The sequence below is a fragment of the Sphingobacterium paludis genome (genome assembly GCF_004364125.1).
Taxonomy (GTDB): Bacteria; Bacteroidota; Bacteroidia; order Sphingobacteriales; family Sphingobacteriaceae; genus Sphingobacterium; species Sphingobacterium paludis.
Map to the genome: position 1 here is coordinate 148,488 of NZ_SNZV01000003.1, position 22,251 is coordinate 170,738.

Annotated in this window: 17 protein-coding genes; 7 read left to right on the plus strand and 10 right to left on the minus strand. The window is 45.2% G+C overall.

What is annotated here, in order from left to right; genetic code table 11:
- The first annotated feature begins 21 nt into the window (after positions 1-21).
- A complete protein-coding gene (gene radA, locus B0I21_RS06690) occupies positions 22-1,407 on the plus strand; it encodes a DNA repair protein RadA (protein WP_133639703.1) in 1,386 nt (461 codons plus the stop codon).
- A gap of 12 nt (positions 1,408-1,419) precedes the next feature.
- On the opposite strand, the gene B0I21_RS06695 is transcribed toward radA, so the two are convergent.
- Together B0I21_RS06695 and B0I21_RS06700 are read right to left on the minus strand one after the other, a co-directional pair.
- Positions 1,420-2,577, minus strand: a complete 1,158-nt coding sequence (locus B0I21_RS06695; protein ID WP_133639704.1) for a dipeptidase — start codon at positions 2,575-2,577, stop codon at positions 1,420-1,422.
- Between the two features lie 82 nt (positions 2,578-2,659).
- Complete coding sequence (locus B0I21_RS06700; protein WP_133639705.1) at positions 2,660-4,396, minus strand: serine hydrolase domain-containing protein; 1,737 nt, start codon at positions 4,394-4,396, stop codon at positions 2,660-2,662.
- Between the two features lie 194 nt (positions 4,397-4,590).
- Between B0I21_RS06700 and xseA the strand changes: the two genes are divergently transcribed.
- From xseA to B0I21_RS06725, 5 genes are all read left to right on the plus strand, one after another.
- A complete protein-coding gene (xseA, locus tag B0I21_RS06705) occupies positions 4,591-5,841 on the plus strand; it encodes an exodeoxyribonuclease VII large subunit (protein ID WP_133639706.1) in 1,251 nt (416 codons plus the stop codon).
- Between the two features lie 15 nt (positions 5,842-5,856).
- Positions 5,857-6,093: an exodeoxyribonuclease VII small subunit gene (xseB, locus tag B0I21_RS06710; protein WP_133639707.1), complete on the plus strand. Its 237-nt coding sequence runs from the start codon at positions 5,857-5,859 to the stop codon at positions 6,091-6,093.
- A 155-nt stretch (positions 6,094-6,248) separates the two neighbouring features.
- Positions 6,249-9,047, plus strand: a complete 2,799-nt coding sequence (gene uvrA, locus B0I21_RS06715; protein WP_133639708.1) for an excinuclease ABC subunit UvrA — start codon at positions 6,249-6,251, stop codon at positions 9,045-9,047.
- Between the two features lie 23 nt (positions 9,048-9,070).
- Positions 9,071-10,711: an alkaline phosphatase PafA gene (gene pafA / locus B0I21_RS06720; RefSeq protein ID WP_243835968.1), complete on the plus strand. Its 1,641-nt coding sequence runs from the start codon at positions 9,071-9,073 to the stop codon at positions 10,709-10,711.
- A 64-nt stretch (positions 10,712-10,775) separates the two neighbouring features.
- Positions 10,776-11,225, plus strand: a complete 450-nt coding sequence (locus tag B0I21_RS06725; protein ID WP_133639710.1) for an RrF2 family transcriptional regulator — start codon at positions 10,776-10,778, stop codon at positions 11,223-11,225.
- Between the two features lie 172 nt (positions 11,226-11,397).
- Here B0I21_RS06725 and B0I21_RS06730 read toward each other — a convergent pair whose 3' ends face one another.
- The 6 genes from B0I21_RS06730 to B0I21_RS06755 form a co-directional block, all read right to left on the minus strand.
- The gene (locus tag B0I21_RS06730; RefSeq protein WP_133639711.1) at positions 11,398-12,699 is read right to left on the minus strand and encodes a UDP-N-acetylmuramoyl-tripeptide--D-alanyl-D-alanine ligase; all 1,302 of its coding nucleotides are present in this window, start codon (positions 12,697-12,699) and stop codon (positions 11,398-11,400) included.
- A 168-nt stretch (positions 12,700-12,867) separates the two neighbouring features.
- Entirely contained in the window at positions 12,868-13,686 is an 819-nt protein-coding gene (locus tag B0I21_RS06735) for an NHL repeat-containing protein (RefSeq protein WP_133639712.1), read from the minus strand.
- Between the two features lie 214 nt (positions 13,687-13,900).
- Positions 13,901-14,488 (minus strand): LOG family protein, encoded by a 588-nt coding sequence (locus tag B0I21_RS06740; protein WP_133639713.1) that lies wholly within the window; start codon positions 14,486-14,488, stop codon positions 13,901-13,903.
- A gap of 603 nt (positions 14,489-15,091) precedes the next feature.
- Positions 15,092-17,521 (minus strand): outer membrane beta-barrel family protein, encoded by a 2,430-nt coding sequence (locus B0I21_RS06745; protein ID WP_133639714.1) that lies wholly within the window; start codon positions 17,519-17,521, stop codon positions 15,092-15,094.
- Positions 17,522-17,616: 95 nt separating this feature from the next.
- Positions 17,617-19,353 (minus strand): PspC domain-containing protein, encoded by a 1,737-nt coding sequence (locus tag B0I21_RS06750; protein ID WP_133639715.1) that lies wholly within the window; start codon positions 19,351-19,353, stop codon positions 17,617-17,619.
- A 33-nt stretch (positions 19,354-19,386) separates the two neighbouring features.
- Entirely contained in the window at positions 19,387-19,719 is a 333-nt protein-coding gene (locus tag B0I21_RS06755; protein ID WP_133639716.1) for a PadR family transcriptional regulator, read from the minus strand.
- Positions 19,720-19,887: 168 nt separating this feature from the next.
- On the opposite strand from B0I21_RS06755, the gene B0I21_RS06760 reads away from it, so the two are divergent.
- Positions 19,888-20,292, plus strand: coding sequence for a VanZ family protein (locus B0I21_RS06760; protein ID WP_243835969.1), 405 nt, complete (start codon positions 19,888-19,890; stop codon positions 20,290-20,292).
- Positions 20,293-20,393: 101 nt separating this feature from the next.
- Here B0I21_RS06760 and B0I21_RS06765 read toward each other — a convergent pair whose 3' ends face one another.
- Both B0I21_RS06765 and rlmN read right to left on the minus strand, forming a co-directional pair.
- On the minus strand, positions 20,394-21,083 hold the full coding sequence (locus tag B0I21_RS06765; protein WP_133639717.1) for a ComF family protein: 690 nt from the start codon (positions 21,081-21,083) through the stop codon (positions 20,394-20,396).
- 35 nt (positions 21,084-21,118) lie between these two features.
- Positions 21,119-22,189: a 23S rRNA (adenine(2503)-C(2))-methyltransferase RlmN gene (gene rlmN / locus B0I21_RS06770; protein ID WP_133639718.1), complete on the minus strand. Its 1,071-nt coding sequence runs from the start codon at positions 22,187-22,189 to the stop codon at positions 21,119-21,121.
- Positions 22,190-22,251: the final 62 nt, after the last annotated feature.

The window sequence follows — 22,251 nt, forward strand, 5'->3', positions numbered from 1 at the left end:
TGATTTTCCTAATTTCGTGGAATGGCTAAAGCAAAATCGACATATTTCTGTCAGCAGTGCGGTTACGAATCGGCAAAATGGTTGGGTCAGTGTCCATCCTGTAAACAATGGAACTCTTTTGTGGAGGAAGTTGTGGAGAAAACGAGTTCGAAGGTTCCGGAATGGCGCAGCACAACAGCTCCGGCATCGACGCGTCGTACCAACAAAGCTGCTGTGATTAACGAAATTGTTTATCAGGACGAGCAGCGCCTGGCCACACCCGATCGGGAGTTTAACCGCGTGCTAGGCGGAGGCATTGTTCCAGGGTCGCTGGTTCTTATTGGAGGCGAGCCCGGCATTGGCAAGTCCACGCTGATGTTGCAATTGGCGTTGAGCATCCCGCAGGTAAAAACGCTCTATATATCTGGGGAGGAGAGCGAGCAGCAAATCAAGATGCGTGCTGAGCGTCTTGTGCAAAGCTCCACGGCAAATTGCTATATATTAACGGAAACCTCAACCCAGAATATCTTCAAACAGATAGAAGTTGTACAGCCAGATATTGTGGTGATAGACTCTATACAGACGTTACATTCTACGCAAATGGAGTCAGCGCCGGGTTCGGTCTCTCAGGTCCGCGAATGTACGGCTGAATTGTTGCGCTTTGCCAAGGAAACGAGCACGCCTGTGTTTATCGTGGGGCATATTACTAAGGACGGCTCCATTGCTGGCCCGAAGGTATTGGAACATATGGTAGATACGGTTTTGCAATTTGAAGGAGATCGCCATCATGTTTACCGGATTTTGCGATCGGTCAAAAATCGCTTTGGTTCTTCATCTGAGCTCGGTATCTATGAGATGCAGGGTTCGGGCTTGCGCGAGGTTTCCAATCCTTCTGAAATTATGCTGTCGCAGCGGGAAGAGCCTGTTGGTGGCGTGGCTATTGCCGCAATGTTGGAAGGCGTGCGCCCCATCATGATCGAGGTTCAAGCCTTGGTCAGCAACTCGGCCTTCGGTACGCCACAGCGTACGTCCACCGGCTTTGACACGAAGCGACTCAGTATGTTGCTTGCTGTTTTGGAAAAGCGATTCGGTTTTCGGTTAAGTGCACAAGACGTATTCTTGAATATCGCGGGCGGTCTTCGTGTTGAAGATCCCGCCATCGATCTGGCCGTTATTGCCGCTTTAATTTCTTCCCAGCAAGATATCCCTTTATCTTCCCAATTGACGTTCGCCGGTGAAGTTGGCTTATCCGGGGAAATCCGTGCCGTGAACCGAATCGAGCAACGGATTGCCGAGGCAGAAAAATTGGGCTTCGAAGGTATCTTTATCTCCAAATACAACACCAAAGGACTGGATGCGAAAAAGTACAATATCGCTATTCGGCCGATGGCGACATTGGAGAATCTTTTTAGCGCATTGTTTGGGTAAGGGAATCCATCGTTATTCGTTTTCTTTCAGAATCCGCAGGAAATTGAGGCCCATAATTTTGGCGACCTCCTCTTGTTTGTATCCGCGCTTTAGCAATGCTTCGGTAAGCACCGGAAACTTGGAGACATCATCCAGCCCTTGTGGCGCTGATTCGATGCCATCAAAATCGGAGCCTACGGCGACATGGTCTATACCCACTTTTTGCACAAGGTAATCGATATGATCCAATAGTAGGCTAAGTGGAGCATCTGCTTTGCGTTGTAACGTGCGCGGCAGTTTTTCATATTGGCGCGTTGCAGATAGGTTGTAGTTTCCCTTGTCTCCAACATGCTGCCTATATAACTTTTTGGCGCGTGCTGAAAAACCAGGATCCAAGAAACCTGAATAGAAATTTACGCCTACGACGCCACCGTTCTTCTTCAGCGCCTGCAGCTGCGCATCTTTAAGATTGCGGTAATGGGGCATCAGCGCATACGCATTGCTGTGGGATACCAGCACCGGCTTGGTACTGATCGCCAGCACGTCGTAAAACGTTTTCTCGCCCGCATGAGACAGATCGACCATCATGCCGAGTTCATTCATTCGTTTAACGATAGCTTTCCCTGCGTCAGATAAACCTTTTCCCTTATCACCTGTCGTCTTCGACTCTACTGCAGCAGCAGTCGCCCAGGGAAGGTTGTAATTCCAGGTCAATGTCAGATAGCGCGCCCCCCTGTTGTAGAGCGCTTCAAGGTTCTCTATACTTCCTTCTATCATATTGCCCCCTTCAATGCCAATCAAGGCGGCAATTTTTCCTGTTTTCAATATAGCCTTAATATCCGCGCTACTTTTCGCTATTGCAATCGCTGAGGGATTTGCCTTTACCGTTTTTTCTAAGGCATCTATCTGTGCATTGGCATGTTTAAAAGCCTGCCCTTTTCCAAATTTCTTATCATCCGACCATACCGCGAAAACCTGCACATCAACACCACCTTGCTGCAATCGGGGGATGTCCGTATGTCCTACGTTAAGTCGTTTGCCAATATCACGCCCTTTCAACAAGGATTCGTAAATCACATCGTTGTGCCCATCAACAACGATCAAGCTTTTGTGGAAAGCGGCATGATCTTGTGCGACCGCCGACAAGACAGTTGACACGATGATGGCCATGGTAGCAATCGTTTTCTGCATGTTACTAGATTTTTGTTATGAAAGATGATATGTCTGTCTGATTTTACGGTTTCCATCGGATACAGCGCAAATCTTTAGCTTCTTATTTGGCCTCGTTTATTGTTTCATAAATCGCATCTTGAATGCGGCTCCTGATGTTTAAGTTGAGCAGCTTATCGCTTACTTGTGGATGCACACGGTTGGACAAAAAGATGTACACCAATTGATTCTGGGGGTCTATCCAAATGCATGTCCCTGTGTATCCGGTATGGCCGAACACCGAAGAGTTCGCAAGTTTTGATGGATATCCTTTTTTCACATCGGGGTCATAGCGGTCAAATCCCAGACCACGACGACTGGTTAGCGACTGTTTAGACGTGAACAAATCAACGGTTTCTGGTTTAAAGAAGCGCACGCCACCATATTGTCCGCGATTAAGTAGCAATTGGCCATAAATGGCCAAATCATTGGCCGACGCAAACAGCCCGGCATGCCCCGCAACGCCTCCAGCCATCGCGGCACCTTGATCGTGTACATAACCCTGCAGGAGAACTTTGCGGAAAGCAGTATCGTGCTCTGTAGGAACAATACTGCTCTTCGAAAAACGCTGCCTTGGATTGTAGCCTGCTGTCTTCATGCCGATGGGTTTGTAAAGCAACTGCTGTACATACGCATCCATAGGCATGGCCGTTATGTGTTCGGCGACTTCTTTCATCACATACATGCTAATATCGCTGTATACATAACTTCCTATCGGTTTTACGGCAGATTGTAACATCTGGGGCCACATGATATCGCTGTAGTAGTTGTTTAGCAGATAGGCGCTATCAGCTACTTTGACCTGGTGTCGGGAATCTTCAGTGCGTTGTAAATCACCCTTCTTCAAATTTTTATAAAACGGAATAAATGGTGTAAAGCCAGCCTCGTGCAGCAACACAGATCGTAATGGGATATCTTTTTTATTGCTCGCTTTGGCCTGCCAAAGATAATAGCCCATCGTACTGTCCAAATTAATCAATCCGCGTTCTTGCAGATGCATGATTACGGGAGTGGTTCCTGCAATTTTACTGACGGAAGCCAAATCAAAAATATCGGTAACCTTCGTTTCTTGCTTCTTGTCGTAGGTATGGGTGCCATATGCCTTTTCGAAAATCACCTGTCCATTTTTAACGACCATCACGACCAAGCCCGGCGTGGCTCGTTGCTGTATCGCTTCCTTGGCTATCCCCTCAATCTTGCTTGCCATTCGCTTCACATTTAAGCCAGCGCCTTCGCCCTGCGTATATTGCAGCCGGGTTTGTTCCGTTTTGTTATCGCCGGCTGTAATGGCCATTCCACCGAAGATAGACATTGCGGCATATTGCTGAGCAGTCTGATTGAAAGTTGGGTAACGCAGCACTATCCCTTGGTTGGATGAACTTACTTGCGTCCACGGTGCGCGTCCAGAATCACGGCCAAAGCGCACAACAATGACCGTCTTCTTGTTCACCAGCGATTGTGTTGCCTTTAATAAGACGTCGTTACGAAGATCGTCATCCGTACCCGCGACAATGATGGTGTTGAAATACTTGGTTTGCTCGTCGTACTGATTAAAGTCAAAGCTGGCTACATCAGCATACCGGCTCAGTCCATCAATAAAGGCTTTATATTTATTTGGAAATGGCGTCACCACCGCAATTTTATGCTGATCGAGGTTTTTCAGCGGAATCAGGTTTTGTGCGTTATTGAGCAACATCGCTTCATTGCTTGTCGTCTGCTTGTACTGCGCTTGACTTGGCGCAATATGAAATAATCCGCTCGCAAAGGTAGCTAAAGCTATAGTGAAACATTTAATATTCATGTTAAAGGCTGATTTAAGTCGTTGTATTGCTACGTAAATTTAAAAATAAAACGCAGAAATAGGCATAGTTACTTGGAACATTTGTAATTATCGCCTGTTGATTCGCCCAACCCGGGCGTGCCGTGGTGTTTTCTGCTATCAAACTACAGTATCGCGATATTGTAATTGAGCCCAATTTTATCTATGTTTGGTTTATGCCGGAAATCGTAGATAGCAAGACCATATTTTCCTTATTGGAAGTATCGCGAAGTGTGCAAAAGACCATTGCCGATCGATACAAAAGCTTGTATTGGATCAAGGCAGAGATGAATAAACTAAATCATTATACACATTCCGGACACTGTTATCCAGAGTTGGTCGAGAAAAAGGAGGGAAAGATCGTTGCCGAAATGCGATCGACATTATGGAAAGCAGATTTCCAGCGAATCAACCAACTGTTTATCAAGCTGCTCGGAGAGCCTCTGCGCGAAGGTATCACCATTTTGTTTCAAGCGGCGATTGCCTATGATCCCTTATATGGCTTCAGCTTGAAAATTGTTGATATCGACCCGACTTTTGTTTTGGGCGAACTGGAGAAGGAGCGTCGCGAGAGCATTCGCCGGCTTCAGGAAGAAGAGCTTTTTGATGCCAATAAGCGATTAGCCTTTCCGCTGATCGCGAAGCGGCTAGCCATCATTTCGGTGGAAACGAGTAAAGGGCTATCCGATTTTTTCAAAATCATTAAGGGGAACCCTTGGGGTTATCGGTTCGAGTATAGTTTGTTTCCGGCTTTACTTCAGGGCGATAAGTCGATTGCTTCTATCATCCGACAACTGGCGATCATCGCCGAGCGCCTTGAGGATTTCGATGCGGTCGCGATCATCCGTGGGGGTGGCGGCGAGGTCGGCCTGTCCTCGTATAACAATTATCTACTCGCCAAAGCCATTGCGATGTTTCCCATTCCGGTGCTCACGGGTATTGGCCACTCTACGAATGAGACGGTCAGTGAGATGGTGGCGTATAAAAACGCCATAACGCCTAGTGAACTCGCCGACTTTCTGATCCAGAAATTTCATCAATTTGCGATCCCGGTTGATGAGTCGCTGCGTCGCATTATTGACGCTGTAAAAACTCGATTCATTTTGGAAGAGCAGCACTTGCATACATTTTCGCAGGCTATTTCGTGGAGCAGTAAGGCTGCTCTCAGTAAGCAGGGCAACGACCTCCGTAGTCTGCAACTACAACTGCAGCTGTTTGCAAAACAGTTGTTGAAAGATCGTGCAACGGAGATCAACAATGTCGATCGGCTATTGCGCTTAGCCGATCCGAAAGAGCTCCTAAAAAGGGGGTTTAGCATTACGCGCGTGCATGGTCGCGCTATTAGCAGTGAGGCTTCCGTTAGCGTTGGACAAGAATTGGAAACGATCCTCTATGCGGGGAAGATAATCAGTACTGTTGTAAAATAAAAAATACCAATCGTTATGGATACAGAATATACGTATGAAGACGCCTTCCAGGAATTGCAAGCTATCGTCTCGGATATCGAATCGGGACAGATCAATGTTGATGATCTTACGAGCAAGATCCAGCGCGCCGCATCGCTCATCGCCGTCTGCCGAGCGAAGCTAAGCTCGTCCGAGGCGGAGGTGGACAAGTTGTTGACGAAGCTGCATCTGGCAGAAGAAAATGAACCCAGCCTCGCAGACGAGGAGGAATAGCAGCCCACAAGAAAACACTACTAGATCGCGCGCATCAAGTTGCTGATTTCATTCGACTTACTATTATCACCTGAACGCAACAAAAAGCGCGATATGCTCGCTTGGGAAGATTGAGGAAGAACGAAAATCTTAGAAATTCGTTACCTTTGCAACGTATGTCAAATAAATCGGAACAAAACGCCAAATCATATATCCAAATTAAGGGAGCACGAGTAAATAATCTCAAAAATATCGATGTCGATATCCCGAAAAACAAGCTTATAGTTATCACCGGGATGTCCGGTTCGGGCAAGTCGTCACTGGCTTTTGACACGCTCTATGCAGAGGGTCAACGTCGGTATGTAGAAAGTTTATCATCGTATGCGCGGCAGTTTATGGGCCGGATGAACAAGCCCGAGGTGGATTACATCAAAGGAATTGCGCCTGCTATCGCTATCGAACAGCGCGTCATCACCTCCAACCCGCGTTCGACGGTCGGCACATCGACCGAAATTTACGACTATCTCAAATTGCTCTATGCTCGTATAGGTAAAACCATCTCGCCCGTGTCGGGCAAAGAAGTGACGAAAGATACTGTTTCGTCTATTATTGATGAGCTGATGGCTGTTCCTGAGGACACGACAATTACCATATTTGCCACACTTTATCCTGTCAATAAAAGGAAACTGAAGGAAGAGTTATCGCTTCTTCTTCAAAAAGGATTTGTACGCATTTTATTCGAGGATAAAATTCAGAAAATCGAGAATGTGATCGATGATGCATCGGTAAAGAATAGGGATTTTGAGCCCAATGAGTTGCAGATCGTTGTCGATCGCGTACGTTTGGATAAGCAGGACGATACCTATAGCCGTATTGCAGATTCGATACAGACGGCGTTTTTTGAGGGTAAGGGCGAGTGTTACATTGAAATCGACGGCACAAAGAAACACTATTCCGATCGTTTTGAGTTGGACGGCATTACTTTCGAGGAGCCCACGCCAAATTTTTTCAGCTTCAACAACCCGTATGGCGCCTGTAAACGGTGTGAGGGCTATGGGAAAGTGATAGGGATTGACGCGGACCTTGTTATTCCAGATAAAAGCAAATCCGTCTATGATGGAGCGATCGCGCCTTGGCGAGGGGAGAAAATGGGGGAGTGGCTGAACCGTATGGTGCGCAATGCACTGAAATTTGATTTCCCGATCCACCGATCGTACGCTGACCTCAGCAAAGCGCAGCAGGAACTGATTTGGACGGGCAACAAATATTTCTCCGGACTAAACCAGTTTTTCGAAGAACTCGAGTCACAAACGTATAAAATACAATACCGTGTAATGCTTTCTCGCTACCGGGGAAAGACAGATTGCCCGGATTGCAAGGGTTCTCGGTTACGGAAAGATGCCACCTACGTCAAGATTGCCGATAAATCTATTACAGACATTGTCCTATTGCCGTTGGACGAAGCGCTGAAATTTTTCACTGGGCTTTCCTTAACCAAGAATGAGCAGACTATTGCCAAGCGCCTTTTAGCCGAAATTATAAACCGACTTCAGTTTCTATGCGATGTTGGTTTAAGCTACCTGACTTTAAACCGGCTAAGCAACAGCCTTTCAGGAGGTGAATCGCAGCGGATCAATTTAGCGACGTCTTTGGGAAGTTCGCTTGTTGGATCTATCTACGTATTGGACGAGCCAAGCATTGGCCTTCATCCTCGCGATACACAACGGTTGATCGGTGTACTTAAATCCCTTCGTGATGTTGGGAATACGGTTATCGTGGTCGAGCACGAACAGGAAATGATGGAGGCTGCGGACTACTTGGTGGATATTGGCCCAGAGGCGGGCATCAACGGCGGAGAGCTTGTTTTTGCCGGCACCTATGCCGAGATTCTGAAAGACAAAAAAAGCTTGACGGGTCGTTATCTAAACGGCGAGCTTACGATCGTGACACCGAAGAAAAGACGGAAATGGACAGACAATATTGTTGTGAAAGGCGCGCGTGAAAACAATCTTCAGGGCATTGACGCGGCCTTCCCCCTGAATGTCTTTACCGTAGTTACGGGTGTTTCCGGATCGGGCAAAACATCGTTGGTGAAACGCATTCTTTACCCTGCTTTACAGAAAGCTATCGGCAACTACTCAGGCGAACAAACAGGTATCTTCGACGCGTTGGAGGGCGATATTGAACGCGTCGAGCAAATAGAGATGATCGACCAAAACCCTATCGGCCGTTCCTCGCGATCTAATCCTGTAACCTATGTGAAAGGCTGGGACGAGGTACGTGCGCTGTATGCTGCTTTACCAGCAGCAAAAGCAACAGGGCTTAAGCCAGCGGCCTTCTCCTTTAATGTTGAGGGCGGTCGTTGCGACGTGTGCCAAGGCGATGGTGAAGTAAAGATCGAGATGCAGTTTATGGCCGACATTGTGCTTCCTTGTGAGGCTTGTGGCGGGAAACGCTTTAAGCAACACGTACTGGATGTTTTGTACAAAGAGAAGTCGGTGTCGGATGTATTGGATTTGAGCGTAGACGAAGCTATTGAATTTTTCGGCGACCAACCCAAGATTCTAGCGAAAATCCAGCCGCTGCAAGATGTAGGGTTGGGCTATGTAAAACTTGGCCAAGCCTCCAGCACACTATCGGGCGGTGAGGCGCAGCGTATCAAGCTGGCATCGTTTCTTATCAAGGGGAACAATAGCAAAAAGACACTCTTTATTTTTGACGAACCGACCACTGGGCTTCATTTCCATGATATACAAAAATTGATTAAAGCCTTTGATGCGCTGATTGAACTGGGCAACAGCATACTTGTTATCGAGCACAATATGGAAATGATCAAAACGGCAGACTGGGTGATTGACATTGGACCGGAAGGAGGTAATAAGGGCGGTAAAGTTGTTTTTGAAGGCACACCAGAGGGCTTAGCAGCATGTAACGAATCTTATACAGGGATGTTTCTAAAAAATCACCTACTTTAGTCCTTCGTTCAAAAAACATGTGTATGTGGAAATCATTTTTTACAGGTCTATTGAGTGCGGCACTAGCCTTACCAACGTTTGCTCAACCTGCACGACCAAAATTAGTGGTCGGCCTTATGGTCGATCAAATGCGGTGGGACTATCTCTATCGTTTTGCGGATCGTTACGGCGATAAAGGCTTTAAGCGATTACTAAACGAAGGGTTTTCCTGTGAAAACACCATTATCAACTATATTCCGACCTATACCGCCATCGGGCATAGCTCTGTCTATACAGGATCGGTTCCTTCGATCCATGGTATCGCTGGCAACGACTGGATCATTCAGGCCACCGGGCAATCGATGTATTGCACGCAGGATGACAATGTACAAGGTGTGGGTACCACGGAACGAGAGGGGCAACAGTCACCTCGTAACTTGCTCGCATCCACGGTGACCGATCAACTGAAGCTGGCCACAAATTTCCAGTCGAAAGTGGTTGGCGTGGCGATTAAAGATCGCGGCGGCATTCTGCCTGCCGGTCACTTTGCCGATGCAGCTTATTGGTTTGAAAGCAAATCCGGAGATTGGATTAGCAGCACCTTTTATATGAAGCAGTTGCCTTCTTGGGTAACAACGTTCAATAAACAAAAGCTGGCAGAGAAATATCTCAAACAGGACTGGAATACGTTGTATCCTATCGAAACCTATGCTAAAAACAGCATCGCAGACAATAACCCCTATGAAGGTAAATGGGCTGGTGAAGAGACGCCTACATTTCCGCGGAAAACATCGTCGTTAATGAAAGATGCCGGCTATGAGCTGATCAAAACCACGCCGCAAGGGAATACATTCACGCTGGATTTCGCAAAAGCCGCTATCGAAAATGAACAGCTGGGCAACAACCCAACCAGCGCGACAGACTTTTTATGTGTAAGTCTTTCCGCAACAGATTACGTAGGTCATCGATATTCACTTTCGGCAGTAGAGATCGAAGACACCTACCTTCGCCTGGATCAAGATATCGCCGAATTTTTAGCCTATTTGGATAAACATGTCGGGAAAGATAATTACACGCTGTTCTTAACTGCTGATCATGCTGCCTCGTACAACCCGATGTATTTCACGGATCAAAAAGGAAATGGCGGGTATTTATTTGGTCGTCAAATACAAAGAAATCTTAACGAGAGCTTAGTGCGCGAGTTTGGTAGCGATAAATTGGTTCGCAGCTTAACAAACTATCAGGTGCATTTAAACTACCCACTTATTGATTCGCTAAAACTTGACGAAAAGCGGGTGAAGGCCAATATCATCAAAACGCTGAAAAAAGAAGAAGGTATTGCTTACGTAATTGATATGGAAGGCGGTGAAAATATGTTTGTCCCTGCGCCAATCCGGGAGAAGATTATTAACGGATACAACCGTAAAAATAGTGGCGCCATTCAAATTATTGCGGAACCGCAGTGGTATTCGGGCTCACCGAGAGGTACAGGCACTACGCATGGCGTCTGGACCGCCTATGATTCGCACATTCCTTTACTATTCATGGGCTGGGGCATCAAACCGGGCGTTAGTAATAAAGAGGTTCATATTGTGGATATCGCACCGACTATTTCGTCGTTGCTGCATATTATGGAACCAAATGGCAATATTGGAAAGCCCATTGTGGAGGTCTTAGGACAATAGTTTCAGGAGCAAACTTATTTCCGTACCTTTGTGGCTATACGGGTTATTGATTAAAGGTATACATATGCTTTCTAAGAAAACGAAATACGCCATCAAGGCGCTAATGGTTCTAGGACGAAATTATGGAAAAGAGCCGATGCAAATCATCAAAATTGCAGAGGAAGAACGTATTCCAAAAAAATTCCTGGAACAGATTTTACTGGAAATGCGTAACGCCGGTATTTTATATTCCAAGAAAGGTGCCGGAGGTGGGTATAGTTTGAACAAGGCGCCTGAGGACATCTTTTTATCGCAGGTCATGCGGTTAATTGATGGTCCTATCGCCTTACTTCCCTGTGTGAGCTTGAATTTTTACCGCTCTTGCGAAGAGTGCGTCGAGGAGCATGCCTGCGGTATTCGCGATACTTTTGTCGAAGTCCGGAACGCCATGCTCCAGATATTAAACGATACCAGCGTTGCTCAACTGATCAATAAAGAGAAACAGCTTTCATTCGATATGGATACGGAATCTTAAGGAAGATTATTAAAAAATAGTTTTCTGAAAGAAGACATAGCGTAGAATCCAGTCTCAAGGTAGGTAAAACACACTTTTCTTGAGGCTGGATTTTCTTTTATTATGCGCTTTGAGGGAATATTTGTCCCGCAAGGACAAAAATCTGCGGGAATGAATACACATCGAGGGCTTCCTAAAGCACCTCCATCAGACGTTCAAAAGCCATACCGCGGGATGCCTTAAGTAGAATCGTACTATGGGTGATTGGGCGAGCTTGCAACGCATGTTTTGCTTCCTCAGTCGTTTCATAAAATTCGGCACCGGCGTATTGATGTGCAAAGAAGGCTTGGCCGACGAAAATCTTCCTTGCGGCCGTGATAGCAACTGCCTTTTCCACTAACTTCTGGTGTTCTATGTAGCTTTCATCTCCCATTTCAAACATATCTCCCAGAAGGATTGCTTTTTGGTTCGCATCAATAAAGGCGATGTTATCTAATGCCGCCGCCATACTGCTAGCATTGGCATTGTAATAATCCGCAATAACGGTGTTGGTCGCTGTCTGTACGACCTGCGATCTATTATTTGTTGGGGTGTAGGCCTCTAGACCTTGGTTAATTTCAGACGCGGACAGTCCCAAAAAATTGCCTACTGCTGCTGCTGCTAAAATATTTTCTGCATTGTACGACCCTGTCAATTGCGTCGAGACGTTATTAACGACCTCTTCATGCTGCAGGCGCCAGTTTATCGTTAAAAAAGGATTGGCATGTACTAACTGTCCCACAATGTTGTTATCCGCCGAAAAGCCATAACGCACCACCTGATCGATCTGACGTGCTTTTTCCATTTCTTGCAAGTGCGGATTATCTCCTTGAATGAACAAGACGCCGTTGTGAAGCTTGAGGTAGTCATACAGCTCGCCTTTTGCTTTTTTGACGCCTTCAAAAGAGCCAAAGCCTTCGAGATGGGCTTTCCCTACATTGGTAATCAGCCCATGTGTGGGCGCGGCAATAGCACTAAGAAAAGCGATCTCTCGCTGATGGTTGGCTCCCATTTCGATGACCGCCACTTCGGTATGTCCATCAACGGCGAGCAAACTTAAAGGCACGCCAATATGGTTGTTTAAATTGCCTTTCGTGGCAAACGTTTTATAACGTTGCGAAAGAACGGCATGCAATAACTCCTTCGTCGTTGTTTTCCCATTGGTGCCGGTAACACCGATAATCGGGATATTCAACTGGGCCCGATGAAAACGCGCCAGATCCTGTAAAGCCAAGAGTACGTCGGAAACCAAAATACAGCGTTCGTCCTCCGCATATTGTGCTTCATCCACAACAACAAGGCGCGCCCCCCGTTCAAGCGCTTGTGCAGCAAAGGTGTTTGCATTAAATTTCTCGCCTTTCAAAGCGAAAAATATACAGCCCGGTGTGATATTGCGCGTATCGGTAGAGACCAACGGCAATTCTTTATATCGCCCATACAGCTCTTCTATAGTCATCGTTTTCATTTTATAACAAAGGTAATCAACGGCAAAATAAAAAAAAGACAAAATATTGCATTGCCTATAACCATTTGTCTATTCGTTGCTGTACCAGCGTTAAAACAAAAGCGCACCAGACCACAGAAGTTGGGGTATGGTGCGCGCCTTTATTCGTTACTTTTGTGTTTAATCTAATCGATATGCTTTTACGCTATTGTTATTGAAGGTAGGGATAAAAAGCGTATTCGTTTGCGGATGATACCCTAAATCGGCTGTATTCATCTTTCCGCGAACATCCAACAGCTTATCAAATGAGCCATCAGCCTTCACATGGTAGATCAGCCCGCCCCAGCAGGTCACGATAAACTCGTTATTGCCAATAGGCTCTAGGCCATCGCCGCCTAATTCAAACCCCTTGGCTACGATGCTATGCTTTTTGTTCGCATCAATTTTCCACAACTCTGGCCCTACAAGGGCATAAAGATGACCATTTAAATATTTAAGCCCGTTTACAGCAGGTGTATTTTCCAGATAAACCTGGGGTCTGTTGTTTTGCATTTGGTATATTTTTCCAGAGCGCGTGTCCGATACATAGACCACACCATTATCGTCGATGGTCACATCATTCAGCATGACGGCACCTGGAAATTCCACTTGGTTAACTACATTTCCGGTGACCACATCGATAATCCAAACGGATGTAATGTCTGCAACGTACAGCAAATCTTGGTAAAGTGCCAAGCCTTTTGGCGCATCCATTTCCGTAATCCAGTCTTTCTGTTTGATCGTTCCATCAAGGTTCAATATAGCCACGCCGCCCTTACCGTCTTTGCCCATGGCATCACCATCAATAAGAGAAACATATAACAAATCATTTTTCGCAGAGTAAAGAACAGATTCCGGTGTGGGCAGGTCTTTAGTTTCCCAAACTTCTGTAAGTTGATGTTGTCCAAATACCGTTGTTGATAGGCATGCTCCCAGAGCTAAAAAGAATAGTTTTTTCATGGTTATACGTTTGTTCTTTACGATGTTGAATTCACCTCATATTTCCGTTACATCCCGTAGTAAAAATCAGGAAGACATCTCACTCCGCGGCCCTGCATATGCCGGCCTATTACGGCGCTATCCGTCTACACGAGTTGTTTACTACAACCGATCTCATTCGGGTCGTAAACACAAAGTAAATCCACCTATATAAACAAGCCGCGGCGATAAATGTTTAAATTTCGTCTTTTTCAATCCACTTTGTTACAGCAGGCGGATCGTAGTTTGCCATTTTCTCTAACAAGTCTTCGATCGTTTCGCCGACCAATAGCATGGCTCTATTCTCGGATTTCAGTAGGCCTTCATCAACCATATGGTCAATAAATTTGATCAAATGTGTATAGAAACCATTTATATTTAACAGGCCCACCGGCTTTTTATGAAGCCCAAGTTGTGCCCATGTAATCATCTCAAAAAGTTCTTCCAGTGTGCCGAAGCCTCCTGGCAGGGCGATAACCCCGTCGGCATGCTCATTCATAATGCGCTTTCGATCATGCATGGTCTCCACCGTAATTAATTTTGTGATGCCTGTATGCTCTCTTTCTTTTGAGTTCAAGAAATGCGGGATAACGCCAACCACCTGCCCGCCGGCATCGAGCGCAGCATTTGCCACGGTACCCATCAGTCCCACTCTGCCGCCGCCATAAACGAGCTGAATACCCCGCTCTGCTAATAATTTACCGACGTAAGCTGCCTGCTCTTTATATACCGAGGTATTGCCAAAACTGGACGCACAAAAAATAACGATACTATTCAATTTCATAAATACAAGTATAAGGAAAAATGTAGGATGGCTGTGTAGTTTTCATCGGTTTGTCCAACGCATATCCCTTCCGCCGCATGCCGCAGCAAGGCAAATACTTTGTAGGGTAATTTAGTTTCTAAACGGATTGTCCAACGCATATCCCTTCCGCCGCATGCCGCGGCAAGGCAAATACTTTTGTAGGGAAAAGTATTCAAAACCCCGTCGCTTAGTTTTGTTGCATCCTTATTAGATAGTGCGAAGGCAAATGACTACAAACGCAACAAAACTTATGCGACATTTCGTTTAATAATGATCCCTGCAATCACTTATCTAGCAAAGCTTTCTACATACTAAGTACTACATACTATCATCTATAAAAAGGCGACATTTCGTTTAATAATGATCCCTGCAATCACTTATCTACCAAAGCTTTCTACATACTAAGTACTACATACTATCATCTATAAAAAGGCGACATTTCGTTTAATAATGGTGGGAGGCAATAGATTGACATTAAAATATTTCTATAGAAGGAGTACTATCTATCACGATCTTCATTCGCAATACGCACTACGCAATTCTGTATACTACATACTAAAATCTATATACGCAGTACTACCTCTACATCGCTCTACTCTTTTCTTCTGATTCTGCGTTGTTACGGCGAGTCTGCTGTTTTAGGTTTCCAAACTTATAGGTATACGTTAATCGAATAACCCGGTTGTCGTTATACTGCCTAAATTGCGAGTCGAAACGTCCGAAATTGGTCGATACATTGTTTTTCTGCGTACGGAATATATCGGTGCCGGCAAGTTTTAGCGAGCTTCGTTTGTCCTTGAAGGTGTAGTTAACGCCCAGATCGGTGCCCCAGCGCGCATGAATTTTATATACATTATAAAGGAAAGAACTGTTGTAATTAACAGATAGTTCAGCGGAGAAACCTTTGCCTATCGTAAAGTTGTTGGTGCTACGCCCTTGGAAGAATACTGAGCCTTGGTCGACCACGTCCCCCGCGATGGGCCCTTTGAAGTGCATATAGATTCCGGTTAGGTTGTTGTTCATAGACCAGATTTTACCGATCCGCGCGGGAGCATTGATATTGAGGTAAGATGTTACCGTCTGCGCTAGGTTCTCCTGCTTGATCCAAGATTCGCCGGTTTCCTCATCTTGCCCTAAGCTTTCTACCATGGCGTCGTTGGTAATGTCTGTGCCCAGCGTGAAATTGAACATCTTCATCCAGGTATAGTTCAGCGTAAACCCATCAGTGTATTGTGGCGTCAAGAATGGATTTCCCAACGTATAGGTAAACTTATCGATATAGTAGGGCATAGGGTTTAAGTACCTGTAGTTTGGCCTTGATATTTTACGCGCATAGCTTAACGATACAATATTGTTTTCATTGAAGGTATATGACGTGCTTACCGAGGGAAAGAAATCGAGGTAGCTCCGTTTGTTGATCGTATCGGTAGTTATGGAATGTGCATTTGACGTGGTATGCTCTGCGCGGACGCCGAGTTTCAGGCTTGCTTTTCCGAACTCTCTGCTATAATCCACATAGCCTGCCGCTATTTGTTCGGTGTATACGAAATGATTTTGTCTTCGCGGGAAGCGTTGCCATTGTTCGTCAACAAACTCTTCGAAGGTGAGGTCATTATCTGACTTCACTCGGCTATATTTAATACCCGATTCCAATTTACCTTTCGCTATATTTTTGACAAAATCTAGCTTTCCGACATAGATATCAATATCAACAGGCATTGCGGTACGCCAATATTCAGGAGCGTAAATAAGGCCGCCGTTAGGAAAAAATGTCTGGTAGTCGTAGTTGATATCCGATCGATTACGAAAGGCACTCCAATCAGCATCGAAGACGATCTTTCCACCCAGTGTATCCAGTTTAAATTCATTATTCAAATTCACAGAATAGCGATTAAATGGTGTTTTACTATTCGTAATGGTATTCAATACCGAATCGGCACTACCTTGGCGGGCTCCAATGTTGGTTACACTGCTGTTTAACGATTGTTCATCATCGTTATCGCCGGAAAATTGCACCAATAGCGTGTTTCTATCTGATGTTTTTTGTTCGATGCCAAATTTGTAGTTATGTGTTTTGTTGGTTTCGATAAGCGATGCCTCTTGATCAAAAACACGCGTTGTTTCATCGGAAGCAATGGTCCGCATCAGATCCAAATCAAACTGCCGCTTGTTCCGTGTGAAGCCATAGGTTCCAAAGACGCTCGTGTTGTTCTTTTTATAGCTCAATGTAAGCGATGAGTTGCCGCGGAAAAATTCCCCTTGTGCAGCACTTGCCAAGAGTGTACCGTTGAATCCTTCCAATCTGTTTTTCTTCAACACAATGTTGATGGTTCCTACCGACCCTTCGGCATCGTCACGCGCGCTGCGCACCGTACTCACTTCAATGCTTTTTATCTGGTCGCCATTCATTGCTTTCAGGAAGGTTGCCAACTGTTCACCCGTCATAAAAGTTTGGCGTCCGTCTATCGTTACGTTTACCCCGGCCTGCCCCATCAATTGCACATTTTCATCTTTGTCTACGCTTACTCCCGGCGCACGCTGCAACACCTCCAAGGCATTGTTTCCCGCAGCTAGTGTAGAATTCTCTACATTCAAAATTAGCTTTCCGTCCCGTTGCTGCACAAGCGGCACCCGGCCCTCCACTGTAACATTGCCAATGGATTGAGCTTGCACGAGGAGCGTGATGCTGTCCATCTGAACCGGGTTCCCATCAATTTTTATTGGTGTAGACTTAAAAACTTCGTGACCCACGGCGCTCGCTTGCAGAATAAACTCGCCATTCGGAACATTTTTTAGGTGGTAGTTTCCCTGATCATCCGTTACGCCAGTTTTGATAACGGCTTCCGATTTTGGCATTAATAGATAAATGGAGACATTGGGAAGGGGCTCGCTTGTTATGGCAGACACGGTTCCCCGCACTTCACCTTTCGGAAGTTGCTGGGCATTCAAAGCCGGGCTGATCACCAAAAGCAAAAAAAAATTTAAGGAGAGGTATAGGTATAGTTTATTCATAGATAGTTTGTAGATATTGGTGATGATACTACAACGGGCTGTTTTACCACCGCCCGTTGTAGAAAAAGTGCGTGCGCTTGATTAAAATAAAGGGCTTATTTTTTTGATTTTTTTTCCTGAATTTTTACGTTTTTATCTTTTACTTCGATCGTTACATTGGAACCGTCGATCGTGATGACAGAATCGCGCTGACTGGAGCTCTCCTCTTCTTCTTTACTCGATTTTTTAACCGTTACTTGTTCTTCCTCATCATCATCATCCTTTTCGGGTTCCGCTTGCGCGCATACTAATCCCGTCGAGGACATCGTCCATTCGGTATATTTTTGATGGTCATGATCCGCATAATTTTTCAAGCATTCCCAACACGGAACATCCCGCAGCTTACGTTCTATATTACGTTCTAAAACAACCTTCGCACCACGAGGTAGGTAAACCGTCACGCCGACATATTGATCACGATCGAGCGTATTTTTTTGCAACAAGAAGTGGCTTGGGAATAAGATTTTTTGTCCTTCTTGCACGGCTTCATAGCCAATCCCTTTTGCGCGCTCGGCCGCTAGCTGATATGTTTTGCCCTTTGCGGAATAATTGTATTGTATATAAGGCTGCGCCAAAGAATCCAAACTTTCAAACGTGATCCCGATACTGTTATGGAGGTAGTTTCGCAAATCTTGACCATCGATTTTGATGTTAAATTTCGATCGCAACGAATCCTTTTCGCTGGCATCCAGAATGCGCACATCTTTCTCACTGAAGTGGTAGACCTTTTGTGTAGTAATATTTTTCTGCACATTGATTGTACTTTTCTCACGAAAATCCTGCGAAGCATAGATGCAGTAATAGATAACAGCGACCACCGAAACAATCCAGGCGGCGAACATCGTTAACGACAAATAATTATTTACTTTATCCGTTTTGAACAGCACACGAATGAGCCACAGGAAAAGCGCTAAAAACGGAATGGTCATAGCCAAGAAACCAAAGGTAAGGGCAATGATGGCATCATCCAAGGCTAAGACTGCCAAAGGAGGGAACAATATCGGATTTTCCAGGCCGAAAAGGTTCATTAAATTGAACACATAAAAGATAAACAGCCCGAGGATATTCAACCCTGTGAAAATAAGCATCAGCCAAGCAATCATTTTTCCGATAGCTCCTAGGCATCCGCCCAGCGCGTTACCCGCTGTGCGTGCGCCTCTACCAATATGTTCGCCAGCACCGGCAAATTCGCTCGAAAAACTCCTTACTTCCTCATCGAATGATTTTTTAAAGTTTTGCAGATTGGGAACTTCACCGCGCATAGCCATCTTATCGGCGCGCGTTTCGGCAACAGGCATCACAATCCATAGGATGATATACACCAAAAAGCCTGAACCACCAATCAGCACAAAAAGCACAACCAAAACGCGGAGCCATTTCGGTTCCATACCGAAGTAATGCGCCAAACCACTACATACACCGCCTAGGATTTTATCATCTGGATCACGCATCAGCTTCCGTCCTAAATTATCTGGTTTTACCGTATTCGTGGCTTGCCCCTCATGGATGTCATCGCTCGCATCTTCACTTTGCTCAAAGTCGCTAACGCTCCCCATTCGCGCAATAACCTCTTGCACATCTTCCAGGTTGATGACTTCCTTACGCCCGCTTTGGATACGTTCGTTAAACATCTCTGCGATACGATTTTCAATGTCTTCTAGGATTTCTTTACTTTCTGCCGTATTTCCGAAATGCTTTTTGATGTCGATCATATACGACCGCAGCGTTTCGTATGCATCTTCCTCAATGTGGAAAACGATGCTGTTTATGTTTATGATGATTGTCTTATTCATGACCTTGTTTGTATAGTAGATTAGTGATTGTTTTTAATTTCTGCCTTCTAACGATGTTTGTACGGCAAACAAAAGCTCGCGCCACGTGATATCAAGCTTCGCTAACACATCCTGCCCTTCACGCGTGATTTCATAGTACTTCCGGGGAGGACCCGAGGTGGATTCCTGCCAATTGTAACTTAAAAGTCCATTGTTCTTTAATCGGGTTAGGAGCGGGTATAATGTGCCCTCCACAACTAATAGTTGTGCCTTTTTTAGCTCAGCAATAATATCTGATGCATATATCTCCCCTCGGGAAATTATAGAAAGAATACAGTATTCCAGTATTCCTTTCCTCATTTGGGTTTGTGTATTTTCAGCTATCATAACAATACAAAGATATATGTTTAATATTGTACTATGCAATACATAGTACCTTACATTTTTATAAAACGTTGATTATCAGCTTGAAATATTTTCAAGTGCGTGCAAATGTTGTTGTTTGTAGCGCAAAAAGGACTTTTTTAATCGGAAAATTTGAAAGTTGCATAAATAATGCGACTTTTATGGCTGATGTTGCGATTCTTATACAACTATTCTTTGGCCATCCTTTGGGGTATTATCATGTTACTCTTGATGGGTCTCCCTTCCAGCAATTTACCCAATACAAATTACTTCGAAGGTTTCGACAAACTTGCTCACTGCGGTTTTTTCTTTGTATTCACCACGCTGTTGTTACGCGGTGGCATTTTGCAGGGCAAAGGTCGAGGTTCGAAGATCAAGACATTTATCATAGTTTTACTGATCACTAGCGCACTGGCCTTTGGTACAGAAGCTATACAGTTATATTTTTCCTTTGGTCGAATGGCCGACTGGTGGGATATCTTTGCGGATTACATGGGGATCGGCATGGCACTGTTGAGCTACCTGCTGCTGCATCAGAAAAAGCAGGGCTATTAGGTCTTAGCGAATTCAGCGCGTTGCGCTATTTGTTTTGATTGGAGCAGCCTCGCTTAAGTAACGTGAATAGTGGTAGCTACTCTCCTCCTTTTTTCAGTAATCTAAGCGATGGCCAACGTGGCAACGGATACGCGGCACCCTGCACTGTTTAATACCTGTGCGGCAGAGCCAATGGTCGCGCCTGTAGTGAGCACATCATCCACCAGAAGCACATGCTTACCGTTAAATCGTACCGGGCTTAGGCAGCTAAAGACATTTTCTACATTATCATACCGCTCCATCCTGCTCTTGCTGGTTTGACTGGGGTTATTTATTCCCCGAACCAAATCAACCGTATTCACGGGTATTTTTAAAACCGATGCTATGCCCTCTGCCACACTATCACATTGATTGTATCCGCGGCTCTTTTTCTTTTTCGGATGTAGTGGAACAGGAACGACAACGTCTATATTTTTAAAGTGGGGCGATGTTACGAGCTGCTTGCCGAACTCATGCCCCAAATAGATGCCTATTTCAAGCTCGTTTTGATATTTCAGCTTATGCATTAGGGTTTGTACCAGTGATGATTCTGAAAATGATAGAAAAGCGGCTGCCGATTCTATCTTGGCCTTGAACTTTACACGGCGCATGGCCTCATTATCTGCAAAGAGGTAATGGTCATTAACCGGGAGATGAAACTGGCAATAGGAACAAAGAAATTCTTCCTGATTCAACAGCACATTTTCGCAGGATGCACATAAGGGGGGAAAAAGGATAGACAGGAAGCTATCCCAATGTCGTCTGATTTGCATAGGCCCAGCATTGGTATATGCAAATGTACCATTTTTTAATCAGCCACCAAATCAGCATCCTTTTCCTTGATCGCGAGTTGCCCGCAGGCTGCATCGATATCTTTGCCGCGGCTGCGTCTGACGTTGGTGATGACACCTTGACCGCGCAAATATTCAGCGAATTGGTCTATCTTATCGGCTTCGGCATTGACAAAATCAGCCAGCGCGATTGGGTTATACTCAATGATATTTACTTTGCACGGCACGTGTTTACAAAACTTCGCCAGCTCTTTGGCATCTTGAATCTCATCATTAAAATTATGGAAAACGATGTATTCAAAGGTGACCGCATTCTTGGTTTTAGCGTAGTAATATTTCAAAGCTTCTGCTAATGCTTGTAATGAGTTTTGCTCATTGATGGGCATGATCTCGTTCCGCTTTTTATCGTTGGCAGCGTGCAAGGAGAGCGCTAGGTTAAACCTGACCTCATCATCACCCAGCTTTTTGATCATTTTAGCGATACCAGCAGTAGATACCGTGATACGCTTGGCGGCCATGTTGAGGCCGTCAGGCGCTGTGATGCGCTCCACCGACTTCATCATACCACTGTAGTTCAACAGCGGCTCGCCCATGCCCATGTACACGATGTTGGTCAGTGGCTGTTGATATTTCTCTTCGGCCTGCTTAGCAATCAGCACGACTTGATCATATATTTCATCGGCCTGAAGATTGCGTTTTCGATCCATATAGCCGGTAGCGCAAAATTTGCAGGTCAAGCTGCAGCCTACCTGAGAGCTCACACAGGCAGTCATACGATCCGGCGTTGGAATCAACACCCCTTCAATCACATTCCCATCATAGAGCGTGAAGCTGCTCTTAATTGTTCTATCGGCACTGATCTGCGATTGCCTAACGTTTACGGCTCGAATTTCGAAGTTTGCTTTTAATGTTTCACGGAGTGGCTTGCTGAGGTTGCTCATTTGATCGAAGTCGGTGCATGATTTTACCCATAACCATTCATAGATTTGTTTGGCGCGAAAGCCCTGCTCACCCATCGTCGTGAGCTTTTCTTTAAGCTCCGACAAACTTAAACTTCTGATATCGATCAATTTACTCTGATTTTCCACGCAGCAAAGATACGCAAATTAAATAAGCCTCCCATCGCGGTTCGTCCTTCTTTTGTAAGAAT